The organism is Exiguobacterium sp. HSB13 (assembly GCF_056764755.1).
This window is the reverse complement of the sequence record NZ_JBUZOM010000004.1, coordinates 46,707-60,300: the sequence shown is the minus strand read 5'-3', so window position 1 is coordinate 60,300 and position 13,594 is coordinate 46,707. Positions and strand designations below refer to the sequence as shown.

The window sequence follows — 13,594 nt, the reverse complement described above, 5'->3', positions numbered from 1 at the left end:
GTACCTCGATTGATAGAAAAACGGTCTGAGTCCCGGAATGAGACTCAGACTCGCGACGGACATCAGTCTGCTTGTACTGAAATATGCTGAAAGTGTTTTACGTCGAATAATCCACTGTCGGTCAGCTTTAACTCCGGAATGACCGGTAAGCAAAGAAATGACATCGTTAAATAGGGATTAAAGGACCGATCCGCCTCTAATACATCGAGTGCATCATTCAATGCTTCGAGTGTATCTCCAACTTCTTGGAAGGGACGATTCGTCATCAGTCCAGCGATTTCAAGCGGTAACTCAGCAAGTACCTCTTGCCCATTGACAGCAATGACTCCCCCACCCGCTTGGACGAGACGTTCTGCGGCCAGTTGCATCTCTTCGTCTGACGCGCCTACGATGACGAGGTTGTGTGAATCATGGGCAACAGTCGCTGCAATCGCTCCGCGTTTCATCTTAAAGCCTTTGACGATACCGACTGCCGAGAAGGCTGTCCCGTGATGACGTTCAATGACAGCAATCTTTAAGAGATCCTGTTCCGGCACAGGCACGAAATGTCCGTCTTGAAGTGGAACGTCGAGAATCAAGTGCTCGGTGACGATGCTTTTCGGAATGACTCCAATGACATGCGCACGCGCTGATTCAAGTGGAAGGGCGAATACTTCCGGTGTAATCGGTTTTGTATTCAAGGTTCCGCGTAATGACTCTGGCACATGCGCGCGGCGAACCGGACGAATCGTTTTCCCTGCTCGCGCAACACAATCACCTTGAATATAGACCTCGTCAATCACGACGTTATCAGCATCGGATAACAAGACGAAGTCCGCCCGACGTCCTGGTACGATGGCTCCCCGATCGTCTAAACGATACGCGTTCGTCGCGTGCAACGATGCCATCGCATACGCTGTCTCACGTTTAATCCCATGACGGATCGCATAGCGGATATTATAGTCGATCGTTCCCTCTCGTAACGTATCATCCAAATGTTTATCATCCGTACAGAAGAGGAAACGGCTCGCATTGCTTTCCGTTACAGCATCGAGTACTTCTTTTAAGTTTCGAGCTGCCGAACCTTCGCGTATTTCAACATACAGACCACGACGCGCTCGGGCGATGGCATCTTCCTTACTGACGGATTCATGATCCGTTCGAATTCCAGCGACACCATAAATGTTGATTTCGCGTGGTCCGAGTCCCGCAGCATGACCATCGATTAGTTTTCCTGCGTCTTCGATCTGTTTAATTTTTTGGAGCATATCGTGATCGGCTCGTTCGACCGCTGGATAATCCATGACTTCTCCTAAACCATGGACACCAGGATGATCAACGAACGGTGCAAGTGCCGCGGCGTCAAGAGATGCTCCCGCGTGTTCAAACGAAGTCGCTGGTACACAACTCGGTAACATCATGCGTACATCAAGGGCAAGACCTTCAGCATCGTCTAGCATGAAGGATAATCCTTCCGCTCCTTTGACATTCGCGATCTCATGCGGATCGGCAATGATCGTCGTGACCCCTAATGGTAGAATCGCTTGCTCATACTCACTCGGTGGGACCATCGATGATTCAATATGGACGTGGGCATCGACGAAACTTGGTGCGATGAAGAGCCCCTCTCCCGGACGATTATCGATTCCTTCGTATCCTTCCCCGACAGCCGCGATATAGCCTGAATCAATCGCTACATCTGCTGTATAGGTTTCTCGTGTCATGACATCAATAACTGAAATATTCTGATAGACGACGGCTGCTTTCTCTTTTTTTGCAGCAATCGCGATCAATCGTTCACGCACTGTTTGTTCCATCCTGTCTCCTCCTGTTGTAAGCGTATTTTTACCATCTTACAATTAGTTTGGAAGCTGTTGCAATTTATTTTTTGTAACGTCAAGATGAAAGAGTATCGATTTAATGTCTGAGGGGGAAAAACGCATGAAATATCGTGTTGGTTCACTTGTTCCAAACATCGATCCATCCGTTTATTTAGCGGACGGATCTAAAGTCATCGGAGAGGTCACAATCGGAAAAGACTCATCCGTCTGGTTCAATACGGTCATCCGGGGAGATGAAGGTCCGATTCACATTGGGGAACGTGTCAATATTCAAGATGGTTCGATGATTCATCAGTATGAAGGGTATCCGACCATCATTGAAGATGAGGTGACAATTGGTCATATGGCGATGATTCATGGTGGAATCATCCGAAAAGGAGCACTGATTGGGATGTCAGCGACAATTCTCGATGAAGCCGAGATCGGAGAAGGTGCATTTGTTGCTGCTGGCAGTCTTGTTCCACCGAAAATGAAGGTGCCAGCAGGCGCGATGGTCATGGGCGTTCCCGCCAAAATCGTACGGGATATCAGTGACCATGATCGATTCATCATGGAACGAACAGTACGAAAATATGTCAAACGGGGTCAACAATACACGGCAAGTTGCGAAGCCATTGAAGATGATTTGACAAGTTTGTGAAAACGTTTACAAAGTTCACGACTTCTTAACACCTCCCCTCTTCCGTCTTTACAATCCTTTCGTACACTAGAGGTGTAAGAGATGAATCAAGACACAGAGAGGGGATTTTACATGATTCCAGTATACGAAGAACGCATCATGTCTGATTTGTTTTCATCTACGAATAACCCAAGTTACGGTTTGCCGACGTTACCCGAATCGGAAACGGATTGGTTGACAGTCGAGATTCAAACACGTATCGTTAAGGATGCCGAGCACCGCCTTGGAACATTAAACCGAGAGGAAGAACGTGTATGATTCAGCAACGCACTGTTCGCGCTTGGCTCGCTAGTCGCATCAAAAAATAATTTAATCACTTGATTACGTATTTTCCAAAACGATATAGCGCGTCAGCGCGCATAAAAAAGAGCCGAAGCGGATTCCCGCCTCGGCTCTACCTGTTTATTTGGAGATCAATCCTTCTTCAATCAAGAAATCACGCGCGACTTTTTCAGGACGCTGTTTCTCAACATCTGCTTTGTAGTTCAATTCTTGCATCTTTTCATCCGTGATTTTATCCTTCAATGTGTTGAGGACTTTTTTCAGTTCTGGATGTTCTTCGAGTGTTTCTTGACGAACAAGCGGTACTGCATAGTATGGTGGGAAGAATTTCTTATCGTCCTCTAGTACCGTCAAATCGAATTTTTGTAACAAACCGTCTGTCGAGAAGCTGTCGATGACGTTCGTCCGACCATTTGTCAGCGCTGTATAACGGAGTCCTCCATCGACGGGTTGTACATCTTGGAATTTCATGTCCGGATACTTTTTCTTCAAACCAAGATAACCATCTTCCCGGTTTGCGAATTCGATTGTTGATCCGAGAATCAAACGATCACTGACTTTTGACATATCGGATACCGTCTTCAAGTCATATTTTTCGATATCTTCTTTCGTCATGGCAAGCGCATACGTATTGTTGAAACCGATTGGATCAAGGACATCGACTTGACTTTTCTCAGGAATCATCTTCCCGACTTTGGCATAAACTGTTTCTGGATCCGTCTCGACGTCTTGCTTGAGCACGTCGATCAACAAAGTACCTGTGTACTCGACATACGCGTCGATTTCCCCTTTTTCAAGCGCCCCGTAAGCGACTTTCGTTCCACCGAGGTTCAATTGACGTTCGACTTCTAAATCTGTCTTATCTTCGATTAAATCCGCTAACATATTTCCGAGAATCAATTGTTCCGTAAAGTTCTTCGATCCGATGACGATCTTATCTTCCTTGAGGAAAGAGTAAGCGACCGTTCCACCGATTAATAAGAAGACGATACTTGCGATTGCAATCTTACGTCCGGCTGGCATCGCCTTACGACGCTTCCGCGCCTTATTCTTGATTCGACCATCTGCAAGTGGAATCCCGTTCGGCGCTACCGAATATTCAATCCGACTAACGACGAAGTCGATGACAAGGGCTAAAATCCCGGCTGGAATTGCTCCGGCGAGAATCTGGTTATTATCAACCGTTTGAATACCCGAGAAGACGAGGTAACCAAGACCGCCGGCACCGATGAACGCTGAAATCGTCATTAAACCAACGGCTGTAACAGCAGAAATCCGAATTCCTGCCATCATGATTGGTAAGGCAAGTGGAATCTGAACCTTACTGAGGATTTGCCGATCTGTTAAACCAATTCCTTTGGCTGCTTCGAGCGTATCCCCTGGAATACTCGACAGACCTGTGTAGGTATTTTTAACGATTGGCAAGAGTGAATAGAGTACGACCATGATGATCGCTGGAGTCGATCCGATACCAATGAACGGAATCAAGAAACCGAGTAAAGCAAGACTCGGAACGGCTTGAACGACACTTGTCAGCGCAAGGACCGGCTTCGCGAATTTTTGATAACGGGTGATCAGAATCCCGATTGGAATCCCGAGAACGACAGCGATGACGACGGCAAAGACTGTCAACTGCAAGTGCTCAAGTAACAAGTCACCAATCTGATCGGTATTATTTTTTACATAATCAAAGAATCCGTTCATTGGACTTCCTCCTCATGAATGAATTGCTCACTCAAGACGGAAAGTAAGCTACTACGTGTGATCAATCCTCTGAGTTTTCCAGTTGCATCCGTTACTGGTAGATAACCAGTCTCTTCCTGATTCATGACTTCAAGGACATCGAGCAATGAATCATGTTCATTAACGGCGATGATTTCGCCCTCCATCACTTCTTCGATCCGTTGACTCTTATCCGGGATCGTCTGGATGTTCTTCAACTTAATCAGCCCTTGTAAGACGCGATCACGATCGGTAATCAACAGACTGTCGACTTTGCGTCCACGCATGATTTCAATTCCCTGCAGCAACGTCCGTTTGCCACTGATTGAAACCGGGTCCTCAATCATGATATCTTCTGCCTTAATAAATTCTGGACTACTCCAGATTTTATTTTTTCCGATGAACGATTCGACATATTCATCTTTTGGGTGACGCAAGATTTCTTCTGGAGTATCGAACTGAACGATTTCCCCATCACGCATGATACATATCCGATCCGCTAACTTGATCGCTTCATCCATATCATGGGTGACGAAAACAATCGTCTTTTTCACTTCTTCTTGCAAGTTAAAGAGCTCTTCCTGTAGATCGTTACGAGTAACGGGATCAAGTGCACTGAACGGCTCATCCATCAAGATGACATCAGGATCATTCATCAGAGCACGCGCGAAACCGACACGCTGTTGTTGTCCACCACTGAGTTCGCTCGGATAACGATCGATGAATTGTTTTGGATCAAGCCCGACCATCGTCAACAGTTGTTCTGTCCGTTGATCCATCTCATCGTGGTTCTTGCCCTCAAGCCCAGCAATCAATTGAATGTTTTCCCGGACCGTCATGTGAGGGAACAAGCCGGTTTGTTGGATGACATATCCCATATGACGTCTTAATTCAATCGTATCCGTCTTCATGATGTCCTTCCCATTGACTAAAATCGTTCCTGAAGAAGGTTCGATCAATCGATTGATCATCTTTAGTGACGTCGTTTTTCCACAACCACTTGGTCCGATGAAGACAACGAGTTCACCCTTTTGAATCTCGAGCGATAAGCCTTTTAAGACGACATTGTCCTTAAACTGCTTACCGACGTTTTTGAATTCGATCATTCCTTCTCACTCCTTTTTACTATTTCCATATATTATGGTTTCCCAAAAAGATTACGGTTTAAACAAATTTCCTGTAATTTAGTTTTATTTCTTTGCAGAACGGGAATTTCTTAGTTCTTTTTTTAAAATAAAGGGAATATCTTAATAAAGAGTATTGATAAAGCATATTTTTGATGAAGGAGGTCCTCTAGCGATGAACATCAAGAAACCCACCATCATGATGATCGGACTGCTTCTCCTGACTCCACTTTCGATCCCCTCACAGGTCGATGCAGCGAGCTCTACGTTTGTTACGAAAGGGACGACGACACAAAAAGTCGTCGCATTGACGTTTGATGACGGTTCAGACGGAACGAATATTGCTAAAATCTTGAGTATCTTAAAAAGTAATCAAGTGAAAGCGACTTTCTTTTTGACAGGCAGTGGCGCAACCAACCATCCCCAATCGATCAAAAACATCGCGACCGCTTCTCCGACACACCAAATCGGCAATCATTCGTATTCGCATTCGGATTTTACGACACTAACAGCGAGCCAAATGACGAGTGAGTTATCCCGGACGGAGTCGCTCATCCGGTCCTTGACTGGAAAAACGACGAAACCGATTTTCCGGGCGCCTTTTGGTGCGAGTAATAGTAACGTATTGAGTGCCGTTGGTGCGGCAGGTTATACGAAAACAATTCAATGGAATATTGACACGACGGATTGGAAAGGCATCTCTTCAACCGCCATCTTGGATCGTGTATTACCAAAAGTCGTTCCAGGGTCAATCATCCTCATGCACACTGGGGCTGGTGCGAAAGGAACACCAACCGCCTTGCCGACGATAATTTCGAAACTCAAAGCCAAAGGCTATTCGTTCGTCACGATTTCCGAACTCCTCCGCTCACCGACTCCAACGGGTACGACGTATACCGTCAAAGCCGGCGATACACTCTATTCGATTGCCCGTAAATACAACATCTCGGTCTCTGCCCTCGCGAGTGCGAATAACATCACGAATTGGAATCTGTTGAATGTCGGTCAAGTCTTGAAAATTCCAACAACGACGTATACCGTCAAAGCCGGTGATACACTTTACTCGATTGCGACACGTTATGGTGTCACCGTCACAGCATTGATGCAGGCAAATAACATTACGAATCCGAACCTCCTGCTCGTTGGACAAGTCTTAAAAATCCCAAACTGAATATGCTGATCGCAACAAAAAAACGATCCCTCCCTATTCAAGAGAAGAATCGCCATATATCACATGCATGAAACCGGCGCGATAGCGTCGGTTTTTTTGTCCTCTCGTTTGACCCCGTACCTCTTACGACTCTGAGCGGACACCGTTGATTCCAAGATCGCACTGAATTAAATCCGCATACGTTTGTCGACGGACGACTTCGCGGGATTCCCCGTCCCGGACGAAGACAAGTGCCGGACGTAAGAACTGGTTATAGTTGCTTGCCATCGAGAAGTTGTATGCCCCCGTTCCAAACACAGCAAGTGTATCGCCACTGTTCGGTTCAACCAACTGTGCTTTTTCAGCGACGAGATCCCCTGATTCACAAGCTGCTCCAACGACCGTCACTTCGGTCGTTTCGCCACTCATCCGGTTAGCGATGACCGTTTCATACACAGCGCCGTAGAGTGCCGGACGAATGTTATCCGTCATTCCGCCATCGACCGAAAGATAGGTGCGGACGCCTTCGATTTCTTTGATTGCGCCAACCGTATACAGTGTCGTGCCTGCATTCGCGACGACCCAGCGTCCTGGTTCGATCCCGATTCGTGGACGTTCGATACCAAGTCGCTCCGTTTCCGTCTCGATCACGTCCATGACGCGTGCGATCGTCCCTTCAAAATCAAGCGGTTGATCGTCCTGTGTATAGGCAATACCGAACCCACCGCCCACGTTGACTTCGCTGACTGTGAAGCCATGGTGCGCACGAATCGTTTCGACAAAGCCCATCATCGTCCGAGCCGTCTGTTCGAACAGTGATGGATCTTGAATTTGCGAACCGACATGACAATGGATGCCAAGTAACGACAGATGTTCCGATGCTAAAATCGCTTCGATCGCATCCAAGTAATCTGACGCATGTGTCGAGAAACCGAATTTCGTATCGACACCACCCGTCTGGATTTTCGCATGCGCTCCCCCGATGACTTGTGGGACGATCCGAATCAAGACATGAACCGTTCGACCAGCTCGCGCCGCGATCGCTTCGAGCTGTGCGATTTCGGCAAAGTGATCGATAACGATTCGTCCGACACCTTCCTCGACGGCATACTGAAGATCAGCCGTCGATTTATTCGAACCATGGAAGTAGATTCGTTCTGCTGGAACGCCCGATTGACGGGCGATGAAGAGCTCTCCACCCGTAACGACATCAATTCCGAGACCATGACGCACGACTTGTTCGTATACGGCACTGACCGTTAGTGCTTTAGAAGCGAAGGAAGCATACGTGTTCGGATACTTATCAAGGAAGTGTTCCCGGACGGTCGCCAATCGATCCGTCAGCTCCCGCTCTGCCATCACGTACAACGGTGTTCCGTACTGTGCTGCAAGATCGGTCGCTGCGACACCATCGATGTGCAACGTGTTGTTTTCTTCTGTCAGGTATTGACTTCCATACATAATAAGTTCCTCCTTATAGATACTGATGCGTCAAACGCCACGACCGGGCGCACATCTGCTCTGAATTGTTCGCTGCTCCTGTCCGGGTAATGTCGTCAATTTCAACGCCATCCCCGTATAACACGACCTCGTCTCCGACCTCAACCGTCCTATCGACAGCAACGAACGTATGACTCATGAATAATTTATTGATGACCGGATAAGGTTTTTCTTTAATATGAACAGGTAAAGCGGCACGCCCACGGACGACACCGTCACCATAGCCGACGGGTAAAATGGCGATTCGCATCGGTTCTGTACTCGTAAAGTTCGTACCATATCCCACATGCTCACCTGGTCCGATTTCGCGAATTTCGACGACCTCTGTCGTCATCCGGAGTGAAGGCACGAGCCAGTCCATCTTCTCGATCGGCGAATAACCGAACAAGAAAATTCCAGGGCGGACATAATTACAAAACGCGAGACGCGGATCGTGTTTGACGATCGTCGCACTGTTTTCCGAATGGATATACGTAAACGTATGGCGCTTTCGTAACACATCGGCAATGGCGACGAAACGTTCGACTTGTCCATCGTGATCCGCATCCGGTTCATCGGCAAGCGGAAAGTGTGTATATAAACCTGTTAAATCAAGCGAATCTGCTTGCGCAAGCGCAAGGACAGCTTCCGCCTCTTGAAGCGAACTGACACCAAAACGGTTCATCCCGACGTTGATCTTCAAATGTAACTCGACTCCCTGCAGCTGTTTACTGTGTAGGGCGAGCCATTCTAGCGATGAGACACCGAGTGCGATTCCGAAACGTCGTGCTGTTTCAAAATCCTCCGTCGGATTCATCACCAGTACATAACTGTCTGGAAAATTCGTTTTGATTTCAATGGCTTCATACAACTCAGCGACAGCAAAGTGATGCACATCAGATGCCATCAGCGTCTCGACCATCTCGAGCATACCTAAGTTATATGCATTGTTCTTGACCACGGCAAAAATACGTTTACATGACCGAGCGAAGACCGATGCGACATTTTGTCGCACCGCCTTCCGATCGATCGTGACGAGTGTACGCGTCGTCATTCTGCGACAGCTGGTGTCACGTACGTCAACCAATCCGCGTATTGCGGCAATTGACCTGTGACGGCTTGACGGTAAAGACCGAGCAACTCATCTGCGACGTTCCGTGTTCCGCCGTTGATTGAGATGTGATCGATTTCACCGACACTCGTGATTTCAGCAGCTGTTCCTGTTAAGAAGATCTCATCTGCGACATACAACTCATCGCGTCCGATGTGACGTTCAACAACAGGATAGCCTTGATCTTGTGCCAAACGGATGATGACTTGGCGTGTGATACCGTCGAGTACTGAACAATCAAGTGACGGTGTATGAATCGTTCCGTTTTTAAGAAGGAAGAGGTTCGCAACACTCGCTTCACTAACGTTTCCGTTCATGTCGAGCGCGATTGCTTCGTCAAATCCATCACGGATCGCTTCACCTTTTAAGAGTTGTGAGTTCATATAGTTCGCAGCCGCTTTCGCTTGCATCGGCATCATCGTCGATGAGACGCGGCGGTATGACGCGACTTTGGCACGGATGCCGGCACCTTTATCGAAGTATTCCCCAAGCTCCCAGCAAGAGATCCCGACATGAACCGTCGTATCTTTCGCCATCAATGCTTGCCATGGCGTACCGAGGAACACGAATGGACGGATATAACAAGATTCGAATCCGTTTTTCGCAACTAGATCAATCGTCGCCTGGACGAGTTCATCAACCGTATACGGAATCGTGACGTGGTAATACGCACAACTGCGGAAGAGACGTTCGATATGTTCCTTCAATTGGAAAATCGCCGGTCCGTCAGGTGTCGCGTACGCACGAATTCCTTCAAAGAATCCACTACCATAGTGAATCGCATGTGACATGACGCTCGTGTTCGCATCTTTCGGATCATGAAAGACTCCATCTAACCAAATTGCTTCTCCATACTGTGTATCCACTGCCATGTGTTTTCCTCCTCTTCGACGTCAATCAGAGTGAACGTAAATCATCCACCAATTGCGTCTTCTCTTCTGTTTTCGCATCTTTCTGTTTAATGACACGTGCAGGTGTTCCGGCAACGACGCTTCCAGCAGGTACGTCTTCTGTGACGACACTACCAGCAGCGACGACGGCATCTTTACCAACTTTGACGCCTTCGAGGATGACTGCATTCGCACCGATCAAGACACCGTCTTCAATGATGACAGGTGTTTTTGAAGGTGGTTCGAGGACACCCGCGACCACTGCACCTGCGCCGACATGAACGTTTTTCCCGATCGTCCCACGTGCACCGACGACAGCGTTCATATCAATCATTGTACCATCTCCGATTGATGCACCGATATTGATGATGGCACCCATCATGACGACCGCGTTATCACCGATGACAACATGATCACGAATCCATGAACCTGGTTCGATGCGCGCATTCAAGTGACGTGTATCAAGCATTGGTACCGCACTGTTGCGACGGTCATACTCCACGTGAACATCTGTGATGCGATCTGAATACTTTTCTAAGAAAGTAGCCGCAAGTCCTGCATCCGCGAAGAAAATCTTTGATTCATCTGATCCGAACGCTGTAGCGCCTTCGATCGTCAAGCCCGCCAAATCGCCGTTGACGTAAAGTTTTACCGGTGTTTGTTTTTTAGCATCTTTAATGAATTTAGCAATTTCGTAAGCATCAGTGAGTAACATGTGAATCCTCCTGTGTGTAGAGCGTCTCTAATGTATAGAGTCCCGCTGTTTTTTGAATGAGTGCTTCAGCTGCTTTAATCGCACCAGAAGCAAATACTTTTTTCGATAACGCCGTATGTTTGATTTCAATCAGTTCATCGACACCGGCGAATAAGACTTCGTGTTCACCGAAGATCGTTCCACCGCGCATCGCGTGCATCCCGATCTCGTTCGTCTCTCGCTTTTGCCGCGTCTGTGATCGGTCATACACCGGTGTCACGTCACGTGCCGTCTGAATCGTTTGCAATAACAACTCAGCCGTTCCGCTTGGAGCATCGACTTTTTGGTTGTGATGTTTCTCGAGCAATTCGATGTCATACGCCCCTGCTAGTGGCACAAGTGTCTTCAGCAGTTGCTGCACCATCGCGATGCCGTACGACATATTGTACGACTGGAAGATTGGAATTTCTTTCGCAGCGTCCTTGATCGATGTCAGTTCCACTTCTGAAAAACCAGTCGTTGCAATGACGAGTGGTGTTTTTGTCGCTAACCCGTATGCGAGCAGATCTGGTAGCAAACTCGGATGCGAGAAGTCGATGATCGCATCGACCGTCTCTGACATCTCCGTTAGCTCCGCATATGAAGCGATCGTATCGGATGACTTCGTCCGGTCAACAATCGCCACGACACTTTGTGGTGCGAGTTCGACGACGTATTGTCCTGTCGCCCCATAACCGTGTAACGCGAGTTTCATCGAACCACTCCTTTGTAAGCCCGCATCGTTTCGAGTAAGTGGGCGTGTCCCGCTTCCGATTGACGGACGAGCGGCAAGCGTGGCGCACCGACAGCAAAGCCGAGTTCTTCAAGCGATGCTTTGACTGGGATTGGATTGACGTCACTGAACAAAGCACCGATGACCGGTAACAAGTCTGCCTGAATCCGGCGAGCCGTGACGAGATCTTGCCCTAGTAACGCCTCAGCAAGTGCTTGTGTCTCTGCTGGGTACGGGTTAGAGAGAACTGAAATAACACCCTGTGCGCCCCATGCCATGTACGGAAGGATTTGATCATCATTTCCACAGAAGACCGCGAAGTCTTCCGGAATCGCCGCCATCAGTTCACCCATAAAGCTGACATCTCCACTCGCTTCCTTAAAGGCTTGGATGCGTGGATGACGTGCTAACGTCACTGCTGTTTCGACTGCGATCGCAACGCCTGTCCGCGACGGAACGTTATACAACATGATCGGCAACTCTGTTGCATCAGCGACCGCCGTGAAGTGTGCGACGAGACCAGCTTGTGATGTTTTATTGTAGTACGGTGTGACGAGCATCGCTGCGTCCGCACCGAGACGTTCTGCGAGTAATGTTTTCTCGATCGTCGCTGCGGTGTTATTCGAACCTGTTCCAGCAATGACGGGTACTCGTCCTGCCGTGACCTGAACGGCAGTCGTCAGGAGTTGTTCGAATTCATTATTCGTTAGTGTCGATCCTTCTCCTGTCGTCCCTCCGACGACAAGTGCCTGAATCCCTGCTGCGAGTTGTTGCTCGATTAAGCGTTCGAATACGTGTAAATCCAACTCGCCTGCTTCATTAAATGGTGTGACGAGTGCTGTACCTGCTCCTTTGAACATGAAGAACTCCTCCTTTTTTTATGAATGAATCGACTGTTCGATCGCTTGGCGTGCAACTTGCACGGCGTTTGACGCGGCACCTTTTCGGATGTTGTCAGCTACACACCAAAGATGGAACGTGTTTGCGAGACTATCATCTTGTCGAATTCGTCCGACGTAGACATCGTCCGTCCCACTCGCGTCGAGTGGCATCGGATAGCGCGTATTCGCGACATCATCGACGAGGACGACGCCGGGTGCCCCATCTAACGCTTCACGGATTGCTGTAACCGTCGTCGGTTGTGTAAACGTGACGTTGATTGCAACCGAGTGAGAGTTCGTGACCGGAACTCGGACACATGTCGCACTGACGGGTAATGCTGGAAGATTGAAGATTTTCCGTGTTTCGTCAATCATCTTCTGCTCTTCTTTCGTATAACCGTTCTCAAGGAATACATCGATATGCGGCAAGATGTTATCGTGAATCGGATGCGGGTAATTGACGGGTTCTTCTCCGCGTGTCCCACGTGCCAAATCCTCGATTCCTTTTTGACCAGAACCGGATACGGCCTGGTACGTCGTGTAGTTGATCCGTTCGAATCCGAGTGACTGGAGCGGCGCTAAAGCGACGACGGATTGAATCGTCGAACAGTTCGGATTTGCGATTAAGCGATCCGTTGCTTGAATCGCTTGCGGATTGACTTCTGGCACGACGAGTGGAATCGTCTCCTGCATCCGGAAGGCACTTGAATTATCAACGACGAGCGTTCCGTTTTCAGCTAGTAACGGGGCATATTGCTCACTGATCGTTCCGCCCGCTGCGAACAACGCGACATCGATTCCGTCTTCCGTGATGTTTGGTGTCAGTGCTTGGATCGTGATGTCTTCTCCCTTGAACTGTACCGTGTTCCCTGCTGAACGAGCAGAAGCGTAAGCGGACAGGCGGCTGACCGGGAAATCCAGTTCTGCAAGTACTTGTAACATTTTTTGACCGACGGCGCCGGTTGCTCCAATGACGGCTACATGATACAT

13 protein-coding genes are annotated in these 13,594 nt (G+C 48.3%); 3 read left to right on the top strand and 10 right to left on the bottom strand.

All coding sequences use genetic code 11. The annotated features are described in order from the left end of the window. Window positions 1–62: 62 nt before the first annotated feature. Window positions 63–1,796: an adenine deaminase gene (gene ade / locus ACZGCQ_RS15125; RefSeq protein WP_029340782.1), complete on the bottom strand. Its 1,734-nt coding sequence runs from the start codon at window positions 1,794–1,796 to the stop codon at window positions 63–65. A 124-nt stretch (window positions 1,797–1,920) separates the two neighbouring features. Between ade and ACZGCQ_RS15120 the strand changes: the two genes are divergently transcribed. Further along, on the top strand, window positions 1,921–2,460 hold the full coding sequence (locus ACZGCQ_RS15120) for a gamma carbonic anhydrase family protein (protein WP_029340781.1): 540 nt from the start codon (window positions 1,921–1,923) through the stop codon (window positions 2,458–2,460). Window positions 2,461–2,571: 111 nt separating this feature from the next. After that, a complete protein-coding gene (locus ACZGCQ_RS15115; RefSeq protein ID WP_023467130.1) occupies window positions 2,572–2,757 on the top strand; it encodes a hypothetical protein in 186 nt (61 codons plus the stop codon). A gap of 144 nt (window positions 2,758–2,901) precedes the next feature. On the opposite strand, the gene ACZGCQ_RS15110 is transcribed toward ACZGCQ_RS15115, so the two are convergent. Together ACZGCQ_RS15110 and ACZGCQ_RS15105 are read right to left on the bottom strand one after the other, a co-directional pair. Continuing rightward, window positions 2,902–4,485: an ABC transporter permease/substrate-binding protein gene (locus tag ACZGCQ_RS15110; protein ID WP_029340779.1), complete on the bottom strand. Its 1,584-nt coding sequence runs from the start codon at window positions 4,483–4,485 to the stop codon at window positions 2,902–2,904. Then, window positions 4,482–5,609 (bottom strand): ABC transporter ATP-binding protein, encoded by a 1,128-nt coding sequence (locus tag ACZGCQ_RS15105; protein ID WP_029340778.1) that lies wholly within the window; start codon window positions 5,607–5,609, stop codon window positions 4,482–4,484. The genes ACZGCQ_RS15110 and ACZGCQ_RS15105 overlap by 4 nt, the downstream gene beginning before the upstream one ends. A gap of 193 nt (window positions 5,610–5,802) precedes the next feature. Between ACZGCQ_RS15105 and ACZGCQ_RS15100 the strand changes: the two genes are divergently transcribed. Continuing rightward, a complete protein-coding gene (locus ACZGCQ_RS15100) occupies window positions 5,803–6,798 on the top strand; it encodes a LysM peptidoglycan-binding domain-containing protein (RefSeq protein WP_481266749.1) in 996 nt (331 codons plus the stop codon). Between the two features lie 123 nt (window positions 6,799–6,921). On the opposite strand, the gene lysA is transcribed toward ACZGCQ_RS15100, so the two are convergent. The 7 genes from lysA to ACZGCQ_RS15065 are packed head-to-tail and all read right to left on the bottom strand — an operon-like array spanning window position 6,922 to window position 13,594. After that, window positions 6,922–8,238: a diaminopimelate decarboxylase gene (gene lysA / locus ACZGCQ_RS15095; RefSeq protein ID WP_481266748.1), complete on the bottom strand. Its 1,317-nt coding sequence runs from the start codon at window positions 8,236–8,238 to the stop codon at window positions 6,922–6,924. A 13-nt stretch (window positions 8,239–8,251) separates the two neighbouring features. Continuing rightward, window positions 8,252–9,310, bottom strand: coding sequence for an alanine racemase (gene alr, locus ACZGCQ_RS15090; RefSeq protein WP_481266747.1), 1,059 nt, complete (start codon window positions 9,308–9,310; stop codon window positions 8,252–8,254). After that, entirely contained in the window at window positions 9,307–10,239 is a 933-nt protein-coding gene (locus tag ACZGCQ_RS15085; RefSeq protein WP_029340775.1) for a branched-chain amino acid transaminase, read from the bottom strand. Before ACZGCQ_RS15085 ends, alr begins: the two co-directional genes overlap by 4 nt. A gap of 25 nt (window positions 10,240–10,264) precedes the next feature. Beyond that, complete coding sequence (gene dapD / locus ACZGCQ_RS15080; protein ID WP_029340774.1) at window positions 10,265–10,972, bottom strand: 2,3,4,5-tetrahydropyridine-2,6-dicarboxylate N-acetyltransferase; 708 nt, start codon at window positions 10,970–10,972, stop codon at window positions 10,265–10,267. Then, window positions 10,959–11,705, bottom strand: coding sequence for a 4-hydroxy-tetrahydrodipicolinate reductase (dapB, locus tag ACZGCQ_RS15075; protein ID WP_481266746.1), 747 nt, complete (start codon window positions 11,703–11,705; stop codon window positions 10,959–10,961). Before dapB ends, dapD begins: the two co-directional genes overlap by 14 nt. Next, on the bottom strand, window positions 11,702–12,583 hold the full coding sequence (dapA, locus tag ACZGCQ_RS15070; protein ID WP_214729136.1) for a 4-hydroxy-tetrahydrodipicolinate synthase: 882 nt from the start codon (window positions 12,581–12,583) through the stop codon (window positions 11,702–11,704). The genes dapB and dapA overlap by 4 nt, the downstream gene beginning before the upstream one ends. An 18-nt stretch (window positions 12,584–12,601) precedes the next feature. Then, window positions 12,602–13,594 carry an aspartate-semialdehyde dehydrogenase gene (locus tag ACZGCQ_RS15065; RefSeq protein ID WP_481266745.1) on the bottom strand — a complete coding sequence of 331 codons (993 nt, stop codon included), beginning with the start codon at window positions 13,592–13,594 and terminating at the stop codon, window positions 12,602–12,604.

What these genes read in the sequence shown, in the direction of transcription:
- dapA (WP_214729136.1), bottom strand. Translation starts at nt 12,583, where the DNA reads ATGTTCAAAGGAGCAGGTACAGCACTCGTCACACCATTTAATGAAGCA.
- ACZGCQ_RS15110 (WP_029340779.1), bottom strand. Translation starts at nt 4,485, where the DNA reads ATGAACGGATTCTTTGATTATGTAAAAAATAATACCGATCAGATTGGT.
- ACZGCQ_RS15085 (WP_029340775.1), bottom strand. Translation starts at nt 10,239, where the DNA reads ATGGCAGTGGATACACAGTATGGAGAAGCAATTTGGTTAGATGGAGTC.
- ACZGCQ_RS15100 (WP_481266749.1), top strand. Translation starts at nt 5,803, where the DNA reads ATGAACATCAAGAAACCCACCATCATGATGATCGGACTGCTTCTCCTG.
- ACZGCQ_RS15120 (WP_029340781.1), top strand. Translation starts at nt 1,921, where the DNA reads ATGAAATATCGTGTTGGTTCACTTGTTCCAAACATCGATCCATCCGTT.
- ade (WP_029340782.1), bottom strand. Translation starts at nt 1,796, where the DNA reads ATGGAACAAACAGTGCGTGAACGATTGATCGCGATTGCTGCAAAAAAA.
- dapB (WP_481266746.1), bottom strand. Translation starts at nt 11,705, where the DNA reads ATGAAACTCGCGTTACACGGTTATGGGGCGACAGGACAATACGTCGTC.
- ACZGCQ_RS15115 (WP_023467130.1), top strand. Translation starts at nt 2,572, where the DNA reads ATGATTCCAGTATACGAAGAACGCATCATGTCTGATTTGTTTTCATCT.
- alr (WP_481266747.1), bottom strand. Translation starts at nt 9,310, where the DNA reads ATGACGACGCGTACACTCGTCACGATCGATCGGAAGGCGGTGCGACAA.
- dapD (WP_029340774.1), bottom strand. Translation starts at nt 10,972, where the DNA reads ATGTTACTCACTGATGCTTACGAAATTGCTAAATTCATTAAAGATGCT.
- lysA (WP_481266748.1), bottom strand. Translation starts at nt 8,238, where the DNA reads ATGTATGGAAGTCAATACCTGACAGAAGAAAACAACACGTTGCACATC.
- ACZGCQ_RS15105 (WP_029340778.1), bottom strand. Translation starts at nt 5,609, where the DNA reads ATGATCGAATTCAAAAACGTCGGTAAGCAGTTTAAGGACAATGTCGTC.
- ACZGCQ_RS15065 (WP_481266745.1), bottom strand. Translation starts at nt 13,594, where the DNA reads ATGTATCATGTAGCCGTCATTGGAGCAACCGGCGCCGTCGGTCAAAAA.